General features: G+C 44.1%; 18 protein-coding genes. 13 read left to right on the top strand and 5 right to left on the bottom strand.

Going from position 1 to position 14,817, the window contains the following annotated elements:
- Positions 1 to 448 precede the first annotated feature (448 nt).
- The gene (locus tag FWF39_RS00200) at positions 449 to 841 is read left to right on the top strand and encodes a translation initiation factor IF-5A (RefSeq protein ID WP_343381412.1); all 393 of its coding nucleotides are present in this window, start codon (positions 449 to 451) and stop codon (positions 839 to 841) included.
- Positions 842 to 888: 47 nt separating this feature from the next.
- On the opposite strand, the gene FWF39_RS00195 is transcribed toward FWF39_RS00200, so the two are convergent.
- Entirely contained in the window at positions 889 to 1,095 is a 207-nt protein-coding gene (locus FWF39_RS00195; protein WP_343381411.1) for a hypothetical protein, read from the bottom strand.
- A 252-nt stretch (positions 1,096 to 1,347) separates the two neighbouring features.
- Between FWF39_RS00195 and FWF39_RS00190 the strand changes: the two genes are divergently transcribed.
- The 10 genes from FWF39_RS00190 to FWF39_RS00145 all read left to right on the top strand — a co-directional run bounded on the left by FWF39_RS00190 (position 1,348) and on the right by FWF39_RS00145 (position 9,001).
- Entirely contained in the window at positions 1,348 to 2,694 is a 1,347-nt protein-coding gene (locus FWF39_RS00190) for a signal recognition particle protein Srp54 (protein WP_343381410.1), read from the top strand.
- 9 nt (positions 2,695 to 2,703) lie between these two features.
- Positions 2,704 to 4,035, top strand: coding sequence for a tRNA pseudouridine(54/55) synthase Pus10 (locus FWF39_RS00185; RefSeq protein WP_343381409.1), 1,332 nt, complete (start codon positions 2,704 to 2,706; stop codon positions 4,033 to 4,035).
- 10 nt (positions 4,036 to 4,045) lie between these two features.
- Positions 4,046 to 4,345 (top strand): 50S ribosomal protein L21e, encoded by a 300-nt coding sequence (locus tag FWF39_RS00180; RefSeq protein WP_343381408.1) that lies wholly within the window; start codon positions 4,046 to 4,048, stop codon positions 4,343 to 4,345.
- A gap of 10 nt (positions 4,346 to 4,355) precedes the next feature.
- Positions 4,356 to 4,694: an RNA polymerase Rpb4 gene (locus FWF39_RS00175; protein WP_343381407.1), complete on the top strand. Its 339-nt coding sequence runs from the start codon at positions 4,356 to 4,358 to the stop codon at positions 4,692 to 4,694.
- A 67-nt stretch (positions 4,695 to 4,761) separates the two neighbouring features.
- Positions 4,762 to 5,328 carry a DUF655 domain-containing protein gene (locus tag FWF39_RS00170; RefSeq protein WP_343381406.1) on the top strand — a complete coding sequence of 189 codons (567 nt, stop codon included), beginning with the start codon at positions 4,762 to 4,764 and terminating at the stop codon, positions 5,326 to 5,328.
- Between the two features lie 8 nt (positions 5,329 to 5,336).
- A complete protein-coding gene (rsmA, locus tag FWF39_RS00165) occupies positions 5,337 to 6,155 on the top strand; it encodes a 16S rRNA (adenine(1518)-N(6)/adenine(1519)-N(6))-dimethyltransferase RsmA (protein ID WP_343381405.1) in 819 nt (272 codons plus the stop codon).
- The gene (locus FWF39_RS00160; RefSeq protein ID WP_343381404.1) at positions 6,139 to 6,762 is read left to right on the top strand and encodes a HemK2/MTQ2 family protein methyltransferase; all 624 of its coding nucleotides are present in this window, start codon (positions 6,139 to 6,141) and stop codon (positions 6,760 to 6,762) included. Before rsmA ends, FWF39_RS00160 begins: the two co-directional genes overlap by 17 nt.
- Before the next feature lie 56 nt (positions 6,763 to 6,818).
- On the top strand, positions 6,819 to 7,151 hold the full coding sequence (locus FWF39_RS00155; protein WP_343381403.1) for a hypothetical protein: 333 nt from the start codon (positions 6,819 to 6,821) through the stop codon (positions 7,149 to 7,151).
- 117 nt (positions 7,152 to 7,268) lie between these two features.
- The gene (locus FWF39_RS00150; RefSeq protein WP_343381402.1) at positions 7,269 to 7,898 is read left to right on the top strand and encodes a phosphoribosyltransferase family protein; all 630 of its coding nucleotides are present in this window, start codon (positions 7,269 to 7,271) and stop codon (positions 7,896 to 7,898) included.
- Positions 7,899 to 7,993: 95 nt separating this feature from the next.
- Positions 7,994 to 9,001 carry a gluconokinase gene (locus FWF39_RS00145; RefSeq protein WP_343381401.1) on the top strand — a complete coding sequence of 336 codons (1,008 nt, stop codon included), beginning with the start codon at positions 7,994 to 7,996 and terminating at the stop codon, positions 8,999 to 9,001.
- Here FWF39_RS00145 and FWF39_RS00140 read toward each other — a convergent pair.
- Together FWF39_RS00140 and FWF39_RS00135 are read right to left on the bottom strand one after the other, a co-directional pair.
- A complete protein-coding gene (locus FWF39_RS00140) occupies positions 8,998 to 9,864 on the bottom strand; it encodes a PHP domain-containing protein (RefSeq protein ID WP_343381400.1) in 867 nt (288 codons plus the stop codon). The genes FWF39_RS00145 and FWF39_RS00140 overlap by 4 nt on opposite strands.
- Before the next feature lie 5 nt (positions 9,865 to 9,869).
- Positions 9,870 to 10,418, bottom strand: a complete 549-nt coding sequence (locus FWF39_RS00135; RefSeq protein ID WP_343381485.1) for an ATP-binding protein — start codon at positions 10,416 to 10,418, stop codon at positions 9,870 to 9,872.
- Positions 10,419 to 10,617: 199 nt separating this feature from the next.
- Here FWF39_RS00135 and FWF39_RS00130 point away from each other — a divergent pair, with 199 nt between their 5' ends.
- On the top strand, positions 10,618 to 11,874 hold the full coding sequence (locus FWF39_RS00130) for an adenosylhomocysteinase (RefSeq protein ID WP_343381399.1): 1,257 nt from the start codon (positions 10,618 to 10,620) through the stop codon (positions 11,872 to 11,874).
- Positions 11,875 to 11,955: 81 nt separating this feature from the next.
- Positions 11,956 to 12,312: a transcriptional regulator gene (locus tag FWF39_RS00125; RefSeq protein ID WP_343381398.1), complete on the top strand. Its 357-nt coding sequence runs from the start codon at positions 11,956 to 11,958 to the stop codon at positions 12,310 to 12,312.
- A gap of 236 nt (positions 12,313 to 12,548) precedes the next feature.
- Here the strand turns inward: FWF39_RS00125 and FWF39_RS00120 are convergent, their stop codons facing one another.
- Together FWF39_RS00120 and FWF39_RS00115 are read right to left on the bottom strand one after the other, a co-directional pair.
- The gene (locus FWF39_RS00120) at positions 12,549 to 13,427 is read right to left on the bottom strand and encodes a hypothetical protein (protein WP_343381397.1); all 879 of its coding nucleotides are present in this window, start codon (positions 13,425 to 13,427) and stop codon (positions 12,549 to 12,551) included.
- Positions 13,428 to 13,621: 194 nt separating this feature from the next.
- Entirely contained in the window at positions 13,622 to 14,782 is a 1,161-nt protein-coding gene (locus FWF39_RS00115; protein ID WP_343381396.1) for a TrkA C-terminal domain-containing protein, read from the bottom strand.
- Between the last annotated feature and the right edge of the window lie 35 nt (positions 14,783 to 14,817).

Genomic DNA, 14,817 nt, shown 5'->3' with positions numbered 1-14,817 from the left:
AGGCTAAATTTAGTGGTAGTTCTGCTGAGTATTTTGTGGCTGAAATAAATAAAAATTAGTATGGCTTACAGAATTAGCTAATAAATCAAATCAGTAGTAAAAATAGCCAAATTGGTATAATGGTGATGTTTTCTCGTTAGTATCTGACAGCTCATTTATAAATAGCTTGTCAATACATCGACAGCCTATTTATAAATAGCTTGTCAATGAGTGAAGCTAAATTGAACTTGACTTGATGTGACTTTCTAAAACTTTGCCTGACTGAGGGGTTATCTGCGGTTTTTTGTTTTCAGGGTTTTCTCTAAAGTTCAAGCTTAATTCTGAGTTGGATCAAAATTTTATTTGGAGTGGAAAATTAAGCGATAATTGTGTCTACAATACTTCGGAGATACCTTAATCTATATATGGCGATGTTGAGAATGCATTGTTAGAAAATTGGTGATTATATATGAGCAGACCAGTAGATGTCGGAGAATTACGCGTCGGCGGCTACATGATGATTGAAGGTGAGCCCTGCCGTATTGTCGATATAGCTAAATCCAAGCCCGGCAAACACGGTGCAGCTAAAGCCAGAATCGTTGCCATCGGCGTATTTGATGACCAGAAACGTCAGTTTGTTAAACCTGTTGACGCAACCGCAGAAATCCCCATAATTGACAAACGACCCGGTCAAGTCTTCGCAGTTAACCCCACCGGTGTCCAAATTATGGACTTAGAATCCTACGAATATATTGACGCGCCCTTCCCCGAAGAAGAAGACCTTAAAGCCAAGCTGGTTCCCGGCACAGAAATAGAATACTGGCGAATTCTTGGCAAAGTCAAAATCGTACGCGCAAAATAAGCGCCTCTACATTTCTTTTATCAACAGCTCTTTTTCATACTTGGCTATTAGTTCCACCATTTCCAGCCCAGTTTACTAAAACTCAAATACATAGCAAGCAGTATTATTCCCCAGCTAAGCGGCAAAATAGCAATAAATAAAATCTTGTTATCTTCAAATGGGATATAACCCAAGACTGTCCAGAGGCATAGAGCCGCCAGCCCCGCCAGTAACAATATGAATATGGTTGCATGAATTACACGTTCAGCGCCCAAGTTTCCACCTGCTGTTGTAACTGTTTGTTTGTATAAGGTTTTAAGATTTTCCATCAATGTTTATGTTCTAGCTTGATGCCTTCTCATTGAAGCCAATGATGCATGAAGAGCCGTCTGAATTGTGAAGAATAGCTAATGGGGAAATTTAACTGAGGCTTCACTGAAACGCAATGGCGGCAAATTCAAATTTACCCGGTTTAGTGTGTAATCTTTATCTAAAAGAGAAACAGAATGTAAGGACTGGAGACTCTAATGTCACTAGACAAATTAAGTTCCTCCCTAACGGGCGCCATAAAAAAGCTCTTCAAAGCCGGCGTAGTCGACGAAGCCGCAGTGAAGGAACTGGTTCGCGACATCCAACGCGCACTGCTTCAATCCGATGTTAATGTACAATTGGTGCTCCAAATCAGTAAAAGCATCGAGGAACGCGCCCTAAAAGAAAAGGTGCCGCCCGGAGTTTCCAGACGTGAACATGTCATAAAAGTGGTCTACGAAGAACTCACCCGTTTTATAGGAGATAAGCCGGTTCCCCTCAAAGTGGAGCCAGGCAAAAAGAAAACCATCATGCTGGTAGGTATTCAAGGGTCCGGTAAAACAACCCATGCCTCCAAACTAGCCCGATACTTCCAAAAACGCGGCTTAAAAGTCGGCTTAATTGCCGCAGATACTTTTCGCCCCGGCGCTTATGCCCAGCTCCAACAACTAGCCGCTAGAATTAACGTTCCCATTTATGGAGACCCCAAAGCCAAAGATCCTGTCAAAGTTGCCAAAGAAGGCTTCAAACAGTTTGCTGACCGCGACTTGATCATCGTTGACACTGCAGGTCGCCACAAAGAAGAAAAAGACCTTATCAAAGAAATGAAAGATATCGAGAAAGGCATTCAGCCCAACGAGATTATCATGGTTATTGACGGCACTATTGGCCAGCAAGCACTTGCACAAGCCAAAACATTCCATGAAGCCACTCCCATCGGCGCTATTATAGTTACCAAACTCGACGGCTCAAGCCGCGGCGGCGGCGCTCTTTCCGCAGTCGCAGCCACAGGCGCCCCCATAAAATTCATCGGCACAGGCGAAAAAATCGAAGACCTTGAGGCCTTTGTACCTTCTCGATTTGTTGGCCGCCTCCTTGGTATGGGCGATCTTGAAACCCTTCTTGAAAAAGTTCATGACGCCGAAATTAAAGTACCGCCCAAAAAAGCCAAAGAAATCCTAAGCGGCAACTTTACACTAACCGATATGTATGAACAATTCGCAGCAGTCAAAAACATGGGTCCCTTTAGCAAAGTCATGAAAATGATTCCTGGTATGTCTCAGCAAAACATTCCTGATGACATGCTTAACAACGCCGAGGGCCGCCTTGACACTTGGCAAATAATCATCCAATCCATGACCCCCGCAGAGAAAGAAAACCCAAAAATACTCAACAGTTCCCGTGCCCGCCGCATTGCCCGCGGTTCAGGAACTACCGAAAAAGACGTTAAAGAACTCCTCAAGCAATACATTATGATGCGCAAGATGCTAAAGATGTTTAAACGCAAAAAGAAGTTACCTTTCGGCTTGGGCGGCGGCAAAGGCATGTCTCCAATGGGTTTCTAGGTGTCAATTATGGATGTTTTAGAGAAAGCCTATGATTTACTCAGTAAATACCCGCTTTGTGATCACTGCTTGGGTCGACAGTTTGCCTCTTTGGGCTACAACATGGAAAACAATGTACGCGGCGCTGTATTGAAAACCACCCTAACCATGCAAGCCAGTGAGTTAGCCGCCGCAGAAAAAGACCTTGAGGGTATAAAGCGTCTCAAAATTTTGGCAACCAGCGGCTTCTCAGCAACTGCGCAACAAACGCTCAAACACCTAAAAAAACGCAGTCCTAAACAAACCGCTGATGTTACCTGCTATCTCTGTGACGGTAAATTTGACCTAGTCGATAACTTGGTTGAGAAAACCCAAACCGCCCTTGAAGGCTACGAATTCTCCACTTTTCTAGTTGGTATCGAGTTGCCTACTACGGTGGAGGAACGTGAGGACGAATTCAAAGCCACTCAAGACATCCAATACGGCGAGAGCATACGTCATGAATTTGGGCGCGTGTTGGGTAAAGCCCTTGCTAAGGCTGCGGGCAAAGAGGCAGAATACCTCAAACCCGATGTTGTTGCAATAATAAATCCGTTTGAAGAAAAAATCCGTCTCCAAATTAACCCCTTATTTGTCGGGGGCCGATACCGTAAACTTGTTCGCACGATTCCCCAATCTGAATGGCTCTGCTCTTGTCGCGGTCGAGGATGCTCCAAATGCGGTGGTACTGGTAAACTCTATCCTGAATCCGTTGAGGCCTATACATCTAAGCCCCTGCTTGAAGCCACCGAGGGTGCGGAATCTTTTTTCCATGCTTCTGGGCGAGAAGACATTGATGCTCGTATGCTGGGCACTGGGCGTCCCTTTATAGTGGAGATCTCTAAACCAAAGAAACGGTCTGTGGATCTAGAGCAAATTGCCGCGGCTGTTAATGCGGGTGCCGTTGGAAAGGTTGAGGTTTCTGAGTTGCATTTTGCTGTTAAAGATGATGTGCGTCACCTCAAAAAGGGTGAAAGTGCTCAAAAAGAGTATCGACTGTTGGCTGAATTCGAAAAAGACCTTACTGAGGAGGGTTTACGATTGATTGAACAAAAGCTCTCCGGAACCGTGATTAAACAACAGACTCCTCTTAGGGTTGTGCATCGTCGGGCAGACATTGTTCGAGAAAGGTACATATATAAGCTTGAAGTTAAGAAGGTGACGCTTAAGCGGGCCCTGCTCTTAATTCGTTGTCAGGGCGGGCTCTATGTAAAAGAATTGGTGTCTGGAGATGAAGGACGTACAGTACCAAATGTTTCAGCTTTGCTCGATAATCCAGCGAAGACGCTTAAGCTTGACGTTCTCAATGTAATAATGGAATAACAGGTGAAAATTGATGAGAGGTTCAAAAGGCTACTACTCGGGTACACGCAGTCTTCTGCGCAAACCCACCCGCGCCAGAGGCAAACCCCAAATCGGAAAACTACTACACCCATACGAAGCTGGTAATCAAGTTATCATAAAAATGAATTCCAGCGTCCAAAAGAGCATGCCCCACAAACGTTTCCACGGTAAAATCGGCCAAATCATAGAGAAACGGGGTAGAGCTTATGTGATTAGTGTTCCACAGGGCGAAGCCACCAAAACCATAATTGTCCGCCCAGATCATCTAGAGCCATACACAGGTCAGTGAGTGAACAAATATGAGCAAGAGCGAAGTAAGCGAAAACCGTCTAACTCTGCCACAGGTTAAAAAAGTACTGGAAACAATCGGTGAAGAAAACCTTGACCAATTCCAGCGCCGCACCTTTGACTATGTAAGCAAATTTACAAAAGCAGAGCCGGAAGCAGCTGAGGAACTCTTGCAGAAACTCACCAAAGAGTACGAACTCGACGAATCCGAAGCGGTCCAAATCATAAACTGTATGCCCCAAACCGTAGATGAACTCCGCATCTTCTTAGCCGGCGGCAAAAAAATCATCGAAGCCCAAAAACTAAACCAAATCGTCGAACTCTTAAACGAGAACCGCCTGCTCAAGTAACTCTGAGCGGCTAAAGTATTTTTAACTAGACTAGAGAATACTCTATAGGATATACGAGTTGGCAGTCATGGAAAAACGCTATGAAGAGAATGCTTACGTATTAGACTTCCTTCCGCATGGCAAACCAGGGTTCCGCCCCACTGGCAGAGCAGGTTACCGTGCAGGCGCCCTTATTCAATGTGTCGGTGAAGAATTCTTCACTGTCTTGGAAGCCCTAGTTAAAGAAACTCTAATGCTTAAGCCCGGCGACCGTGTCTATGTGGGCAAAAACAGCCGCGAAGAAGTCACCTACATCATCGGTCGCATTGGCTATGAAGAATTAACAGCCGCCGCAAGAGCCGAACTCCCAAGCGTCATAACCAAAGTGGTACAGAATCGTGAAAAATGGTTCGTTAACTTCTTCAACACTGCCCGCGCCATAACCCCCCGCATGCACGCCCTAGAATTGGTTCCAGGTATAGGCAAAAAATACATGTGGCAGGTCATAAACGAACGCCAACGCAAACCCTTTGAAAGCTTTGAGGATCTGCAGAAACGCACCGAGTTACCCAACCCTGTCAAGCTAATTACCAAACGTGTCCTCGAAGAGCTTGAAGGCGACAGCAAGTATCGACTGTTCACACGGGCACAGTAAGGATAACGATGAGCCAAGAGCAAATCCAAACCCTGCTATTAACCCATCACCTAACCCCCAACAAACTCTTGGGTCAAAACTTCATGATTGACCCCACCCTTTATTCTAAACTCTGCGAATACGCAACTCTAAACCCCTCCGATACAGTTTTAGATGTAGGCGCAGGCTTTGGATTTCTCACCTGCTTTCTCTCCAACAAATGCCACACCGTAATAGCTGTAGAAAAAGACCCCCAATTTGTCCCCATACTGCGTAAAAACACCCAAGACCTACCAAACATAGTTATTGTAGCGGGTGATGTTCTAAAAGTACAATTACCCAAATTTAACAAAGTAATTGCCATACCCCCATACTACCTCTCATCCCAACTGGTCATGTGGACCATAGAACAAAACGTCAACGCAACAGTGATGATTGTACAAAAAGAATTCGCAAAACGCCTCATCGCAACCGTGGGTAGCGAAGAATACAGCTGGCTAACCGTGGCTGTCCACCAACAAGCAAACGTCACCCTCCACAATGAGGTACCTAAAGATAAATTTTATCCACCCCCAGAGGTAGACTCAACTATTCTCTGCCTCAAACCTTGGACCAAAAAACCCTTTGAAATAAAAAACCCTGGCCTCTTTATCCAGTTAACCAAATGGCTGTTTAGCGAACGCAACAAAAAACTTTCCAAAGCCATCACACCCTTCTTACGCAACAACCTAAAACTTGACAAACAAGCCGCAGAAAAAATAGCCCAAACTTTACCTTTCGCTGAGCGCCGCCCCCGAGAACTGACCCCCCAAGATTTCGGAGCCATCCTAAATGCCCTACCCAACTAAACGCCTAGCATTTAACGGATTTTCTTTTAATGTTTATGAAGATGTGTATGAACCCGCCGAGGATTCCTTTCTCTTTGCTGAAAATCTCCATATAACCCCCGGCATACGGGTTTTAGATCTAGGCACTGGGTGCGGCATCCTTGCGGTGCTGGCGGCAAAAAAAAGCGGTGACGTAACAGCAATAGACCTAAATCCCTATGCCATTCGATGTGCCAAAGAAAACGCCCATATCAACCATATAACCGACAAAATCGCTTTTCTGCAAGGCGACCTGTTTTGTGCACTGCAAAACAATGTTCGATTTGATTTAGTATTGTTCAATGCACCCTACCTGCCCTCTGAACAAGGTGAAGAGACAACTTGGATTGGGCGATCTTGGGCCGGCGGTGCAGACGGTCGAGGAGTGGTTGATCGATTCATAACCGAGGTTTCTGAATACCTAACGTCCTCTGGCAAAGTTCTTCTTATGCAGTCCACACTAACTGGCGTTGAAAAAACCCTCAGCGGATTTAACCAACAGGGCCTCAGTGCATGCGTAACAGCAGAACGTAGTCTTCCGTTTTTTGAAACCCTTACACTAATAGAAGCCAAACCCTTCTCTGTCTAAATTTGTAATAGCTGCTTTTAAGGGGGTACACCAATACTTTATTACTGGTGTCAAATGTGACTGTCTGGTTTTATGTAAAGACATCTGATGATCCCAAAACCGTCGGCGACATCGTTTGTGCTTTCAACTACACAGAAGGCGAACATCCAGGTGACAAGTACTCCTGGATTATGAAAGAGGTCAAATCAGATTCTACCTATTGGGAAATCAAAGGTCAATATTCTGCTCTACAAGATCTCACTGATATAGCAGTTGTCTACCGCATCGGCGATACTGTGGTTTTCACAGAAATCGAAGATGACCTAGCTCCAGATTTTCTCGATCCTCTCATAACCAAATACGGTTTTGACAACGTCAAATGGATCGTTGTTTGTACATCCTCAAAATAACCCCAACAAACAAGAGCATCTTGTTTCTCTCATCGTAAGTTAGTTACTTGTATCTCTGTTTAGAGCTGTCAGTAAAGGGTTAAATTCTTAGTTACCCATTCACATCGTAGAACGCCTATGTCTCCCGTCACCGATAAAATTGCAGACGCTCTCTATCTCTCAGGGTGTCTAAAATTTGGAAGTTTTAAAATAAAATCCGGTGCAGTCAGTCCCTACTACATAGACCTAGCTCGTGTACTAGCAGCACCTAAACAACTCGACATTATCGCCGAAGTTGCAGCTGAGAAAATCCGCCAAATTGCCGCATCTGAGCACATCGACAAGCTGGCTAGTATTGAACTCAAAGGGGCTCTCATCGCCCCAAGCATTGCCATCAAACTTGCTATGCCCTGTGTTATTGTACGCAAAGAGGAGAAAGCCTATGGCGTAACAGGCAGAACCGCCGGCGCCGACATAGTCAAAGGCGATAGTGTGCTCTTCTTTGATGACGTTATCAGTGAAGGCCTATCTAAAATTGAGGGCATAAAACCCCTGGTATCACTGGACGCATCTGTTAAGCATATGTTGGTTGTGGTAAACCGTGAACATGGCGGTAAAGAAAAACTCGAAAGCCTGGGCTATCAAATCCACGCCTTAGCTAAAATCACCGACATAGTCACTTCACTGGTTAAACATGAACATATTACCCAAGAACAAGCTACAAGCGTTCTTGATTACGTAAAAAACTTCAAGACAACCTCAACCTAGCAAACAATACGGTTGTCATTTTACAGGGGACATTTTGTCCCTATGTACCCTATGTTTATTGGTTGCCGGCTCCAGAATAACTTGGGATATCAATAATGCAGTCCACAAATCTCATAGTTGAGGCTATGCTAAAGCCTGAGACCTACCCTGATCCAGTCAACAAAATAGAGCTCGTCCAAACCCATATCTCATTTGTCTTTATCACTGAAAAATACGTTTATAAAATTAAGAAACCTGTAAACTTTGGATTTCTAGATTTCTCCACCCTTGAGAAGCGACAGATTTACTGCCGAAAAGAACTCCAGCTCAACAGGCGACTGTGTCCCCACATATACCTCGACGTAGTTCCCATCAACAAAACAGATAAACTGCACATAGGTGGAGACGGCGAAACCGTTGAATATGCAGTCAAAATGCTACGCCTACCCCAAGAACGACTAATGAGCGAATTGTTACAGAAGAACCAAATAACTGAGAAAACTATTGATGAAATCGCCGCTATAGTCGCTAAATTCCACTCCGAAGCACAAACCAGCCCAGAGATAAATACGTTTGGCGGATTGGAAATCGTAAAGACAAATTGGGTTGAAAACTTTGCACAAACTCAAAAATACATTGACCAAACCATCTCCCAAACCGATTACAATTTAATTCAACAAAAAATAACCGATTTTATGGACCTAAACTCTGCTCTTTTTGAGAGCCGTATCGCGGATGGGCGGGTGCGCGACTGCCATGGTGATCTCTACTCCAGTAACATCTTTGTAACCGACCCAATTTGTATATTTGATGCCATCGAATTCAACGATCGCTTCCGCTATAGTGACATAGCCTCTGATGTAGCTTTTCTAGCTATGGATCTTGACTACCAAAACCGAAACGACCTATCTAATTACTTCATCAAACAATACATCCTCTACTCAAAAGACGCCCAGCTGGCGCAGATGTTACCATTCTATAAATGCTATCGTGCCTATGTGCGAGGCAAAGTAGTCAGTTTCCGCTTAGACGACCCAAACATAGTCGTAGCAGATAAACGCCTAGCAGTCAAAGAAGCATCGGCCTATTTCCAGTTAGCTGCCAGGTATGCCCAGAGTCTCTAACAAAACTGGTCTCTTACCCAGCTGGGAATTTCAACGATGCCCATGATGACGGGTTTTTGGTGGCAGTCACTGCCCCCTGTCATAAGCAAGTTGTGTTCTTTTGCGAATTTGATGTAGTGATTGGTGGTTTCTGCACTATGGCTTGGATGCCAACATTCTACTCCATCAATATAGTGCAACATGGTTTCTTGAATTATTTTGGTCTGCTCCTGTGGAACCGATGTTATGGGTTGTAGAGAAGTTCCACAGATATCGCTTGGGTGGGCAAGCACAAGTTTTCCTCCCGCATCTCGGATGAGCTTTGAGGCCTCCTCCAAGTTCAACGGATACTTTGGGACATCACATTTCATGAGGTACTTCTCAAAGGCTTCCTGTCGATTGGCTACAATTTGTTTTTTGATAAGATAATCCGCGATGTGTGGCCGCCCTAGTGACCCCTCAACGGTTTCCTCAATTTTGTGCAGATCGTCCTCTGTTAAGGCTGGGATATTTTCTTTTTTGAATTCTGCATTAAGATTCTCCAAGATTTTTGTTGCTCGCACTTGACGGTAATGTGCTATTAGCGTAAGCTTGTCTTGAAGTGCTTGATTGGCGGGGTTAAATTGGTATCCCAAAAAATCCAGAGCGAACGGTTTACCCTCTTTGTATTTTTGGTAAGTGAAGGTAACATTTAACTCAACACCACTGACATAATCAATACCTGCTTTTTTTGCTTGGGTGATAGCTTGGTTTTGATCACTAATGTTGTCATGATTAGTTAGCGATAAAAAGCTCAGGCCTCGGACTTTGGCTTCCCTTAGAATTTCTTGAACACTAAATTTGCCATCGGAAGCCGATGAATGGATATGTAAATCAATAGTCAAATGTGTTACCTTTTTTCTTGCTTAGTTATGGTCCAATTATTTATTCCGTACTGGCAGGTATCAACCGTTAAATACACAATTTCTAGGGTTGGAAACTTGGTTTTTATGGTGTCTATAGTTATAGGTTCAAATTTGTTTTTGTTGGCCAAGTAGGCTTCTTGGGTCAGTGCGTTGGATTCATATTTTTCTCTACTGCGGCCCCTGATTCGATTTAGAGCAGTTTCTTGGGTACAGCTGGTTTCAAAGATGGCAAACGCCAACCCGTTTTTTACAGCGATCTCTGCGGCGCGTTCCCGCAGTGCCTGAGTGATAAAGGTAGCATCCAAAATGACGCCGTTTTCTTCTTTTGCTAATATGGTTGCTTGTCTAAACATTTCTTCATAGACTGCTAGCCTATTGTTCATGTTGCCCGCGACTTGAGGATCAAAAATGTCCTTATCTTTTAAGACTTCAAGTCGAATAGTGTCGCTGTGCAAAATAGGGTAACCTTTGATTTTTGAGATTTCCTCAGCCACGCCGGTTTTCAAACTTGCAGGCAAACCACATGTGATCACCAAAGTGCGGGGTTCAAGTTTTTCTATAAAACCAGCAAAAGGCTCCTTCAAATTCGATGCTCTCTCTCTTAGAGTTAGCTCAGTTTGATCTACTTTAACTTTTCCAGCAAAACCCTGCGCACCACACTATACACCTTATGAATTGTAGGTAAATTCTAAATAAGGCGAATGCCCCAATTCGTTAAAGAAGGAACCGTTCATGGAAAACTTTCAAGTTAAAGACATAAAGTTAGCCCCCCAAGGTCACTTACAGATCGAATGGGCAGCCAAAAACATGCCTGTTCTAAATATCATCAAACAAAGGTTTGAAAAAGAAAAACCTCTTACCGGTCAAACTCTTGCCGCATGTCTTCATGTCACTAAAGAAACTGCGGTTCTCATCAATGTCCTCATTGCGGGGGGCGCCAAAGTCGCATTATGCGGTTCAAACCCCCTCTCAACCCAAGACGACGTTGCTGCTGCATTGGCAGATAGCGGCGTACACGTGTTTGCCTGGCGAGGACAAAACACCGAGGACTACTATAGATGCATCGAGAAGGTCCTTGAATACAGCCCAACCATCACTATGGATGATGGTGCTGATGTTGTGGGCATGCTTCACAGTAAACGCCAAGACCTTATTAAAAATATCAAAGGCGGCTCTGAGGAAACCACCACAGGTGTAGTTCGCCTAAAAGCCATGGAACAAGACGGTAGCCTCAAATATCCCATAGTAGCCGTCAACGAAGCCCTCACAAAATACCTCTTTGACAACCGCTACGGCACAGGCCAAAGCACCATCGATGGTATCTTGCGTGCAACCTCTGTTCTTTTAGCCGGCAAAAACTTTGTAGTCGGCGGATATGGCTGGTGTAGCAGAGGCATCGCTATGCGCGCCCAAGGCTTAGGTGCAAACGTCATAGTCACAGAGGTACAGCCAACTCGTGCATTGGAAGCAGTTATGAATGGTCTACGGGTTATGCCCATGTCTGAGGCAGCAGTTATTGGTGACATATTTGCCACTGCCACAGGGGACATTCATGTTTTACGTAAGGAGCACTTTGAGAAAATGAAGGACGGTGCGATTATGTGCAACAGCGGGCACTTCAATGTAGAAATAAATATCCCTGAGTTGGAATCGTTGTCAAGCTCTCATCGCACGATGCGTTCCAACATGGAGGAATACACGCTCAAAGATGGACGCCGCCTCTATCTCCTAGCAGAAGGACGGCTCGTAAACCTTGCAGCAGCTGAGGGTCATCCCTCCGAAGTTATGGACATGTCTTTTGCCAATCAGGCCCTGTGTGCTGAATACATCGCTAAAGCTGACAAGCTTGAGACCAAAGTCTACGTAGTACCCAAAGACATTGACGAAAAAATTGCTGAGCTTAAACTCCAAACCATGGGCGTTAAAATCGACGAGTTGACTGAAGAGCAAAAAAAATACCTCTCAACATGGGAAATGGGAACAACCTAACAAGTGTTGTATCCCACTAAAACATGGCAAACTTTAAATTGATTAATCGGCTACAATGGCTAATAAGTGGTGAATCACTAAATGGTTAGCAAAGATCAAGCAATAGGTGGAGCAATACTCCTAGTCTGCACAGTCGTCGCTATCGTTTATTTGGTTGCACTCTTCGGTTATGCCCAACTTATCCAGCCATGGCTTGACGTTGGCTCTGTTGACGCTGTTCGATACTGGCTCATCGCCCTGCCCGTTCTAATCGCTTTCGTTGCCATACTCTTCATAGGCGCATGGATAGGCTGGACAATGGCAACAACACCCCCGCCAAAACCAATCGAAGAAATCACAACTGAAATAGAGGATAAAAAAGAAGCAGAACAAACCGTATCTGCTCCTGAAGAAACTGCGGACACCGAAGAAAAACCAGCAGTTAAGAAAAAGAAATAACCTATCCTTTTTCTCTAAATTCTATTCTTTCCTTTAAATTTTTTTAATTAAACTAGCGCTCTACTCCCTATCAATATAAACCGCTGAGTAGAAACTGTTCTCTTTATTATGATATTAGTAGATTCTTTCCATCCCATTGTAGACTACTTTGATTATTCAAAATTTAATTTCCAGAAATCATGAGACGATCTGGTAATATTGTCAAAAAAATTTTGACGAGGAATCGTCAAACAAAATTAGGGTTTTGTGAATTCAATCAAAGTCCTCTCTGAATACGTCGTTATTTTGCTCGCATCTTCCGTTTGTGTTAGGTCCGCTTTAATTAAGCGAAAGGTCCCCCACTCTACATATGAGGTGCCATTTATTTGCATATTAATGCTATTTATTGTCATGTTGACGTCGGGTGTGTGAGAGCTTAGGTCTTTACTGGTTATTTCAATACGCATGGTTTGGAAGGTACCTGCTGGAACTGTTATTTCTTGTATTCCTACAAATTTTAGTATGAATTCGCCTGTCCTCCCCAAACTTGCATCACCGACGTTTGCAGATATGGTCCAGACATCGCCCACCGCAATTTTGTCTTGGGCCAAGTAGGCTAAAAATGTTGGGTTACTGTCGATGTTGTGGAAAATAAATTGTCCCTGCGGCTCAACAAAGTTAATGTAATAACTTGCTTTGTCAATGGATCGCGTGAGTGGCGATATAGTTATACCTACATCGGGGGTCATGGTGCCTGTTTGTCTTACTGTGTAGCTATCGCTGTTTTCACTTAGAACCTCTATAATTAAGGTTGAATTCTGGTCATGCCTATAGGTGGCCGTATCTGACAAAGAACGTTCTACCTCTGCTATTTGGCTTGTTAGTATGTTTGTATTTTCATAAATCATACGCTCACCTACAGCATAGTTTAAGCTCAACTCCCGAGGTGAACTCTCATTTAGTGGAATCAAAAGAACTGTTGCGCATATCACGACAAGTACCACCGACACCGCAATGATGGCATAAAAAATTTGATGACGTTTCTTGGGCGTTTTTTGAATCTCGGAAGATAGTGCTGACGGTGATGATGATAAACTAGAGTTATCTTGTAATTTAAATATCAGACATTCCCACATCAAACTATTACCCGTTGATAAGAATTAAGGATTTTGTTGTTGCCCGTACAACCATCAAAGTAGCTCCTCAACTGTAGTGTTGTACACCCATTATATCCTGCCAACGCTAACATTGCTTTGAGTGAGATGTTAACGCATAAACAAAATCGTGTTGCGTAGAAATAAAGCGGAAAAATAGTGCCGCTTTTTTGCGGCTATATATCATCGGTGTTCTCGGTGTCTTCTGAGCCGTCTTCTAGTTTTGGTGAGGCCAGTCTCTTTAGGGCATCGGTGCCCTCGGTATATCCGCTGGCAACTAGGATATCGCCTGCCCGTATTTTTGTGTCGGGTCTTGGACGCACACACAGGTCATCACGTTTTATAACCAGTACCCACATACCGGTTTCATCGTGTACACGGGCCTCTTTTAAGCTCTTACCTATCAGCGGCGAATCCAGCGTGACTTTGGTTTGCATCACGGTTTCTTCAGCTTCTCGGATAGCTAACTTGAGGATAGGATGCGGTTCAATGCCCCGTAACACAACCTCCGCTATTTCTGCGGCGGCATCAGCGATTTTCTCAGTTGCCATCCCCAGACGAATTAATCCCAGAAAACCTGGGGCTTCTTCATTTTTAAAACCGCTCGTTAAAGCCAGTAACTCAAAGCCTGTATGCATATCATCCATACGCTCTTCAAGCCGCTCAACTTCATCTGCGAGCTCTTTACTGTTAAGCATCAAAGCAGAATATGCTAAATCCATCATCAACTCTGAGGTGTCTTTCAATTCCACAAAGCGTGAAACAATCTCCTCAAACTTGACCCGATTCTCCCCATCCATAGTGGTTAGATCGCCCTCTGCTAAATCCTTGAATTCCTCTACACCCGAGGGAGCACCACGTGTGATGAGAATATCTGCTTGGTAAACCCGTTCCTGTTTGTTGGGGTTAAGTATCCAGTCATGGTTACGACGGATAGCAATTATATCCACACCCATACTCGCCGCTAGGTCAAGTTCACCAATTTGTTTTTCAATTAAACTCGAATTGGGTTGCACGGTAACTTTCATGATGCGCTCTTCAACTTTTTCAAAAATCTCACCTATGATCGGGTGAATGCCGATATTGCGGGTAACAATGGCCGCTATATCTCCTGCTGCATCAGATATCTTATCAGCCGATGCCGCAACCGTTGAAACCCCAATGAGTTGTTCCGCATCTCGTGGGTCTCTTGCGGCAAGCATAATTTCCATCTCTAGCAGATAAGCCAAGTTATCCACTCTATCTTCTAGTGCCAGTACATCTTCGGCTAGATCTTTATCGTTATAGAGGGCTGATGAGTAGGCTAGGTCTATCATTAATTCAGAGATGTTCTTCATTTGTAAAAGTAGTTCTCGGACAGGGATCGGTTTAT

Source organism: Candidatus Bathycorpusculum sp. (assembly GCF_009778815.1).
In the GTDB taxonomy this organism is placed as follows: Archaea; Thermoproteota; Bathyarchaeia; order Bathyarchaeales; family Bathycorpusculaceae; genus Bathycorpusculum; species Bathycorpusculum hydrogenotrophicum.
The sequence above is the reverse complement of the archived record's forward strand: the minus strand, read 5'-3'. Positions and strand labels throughout refer to the sequence as shown.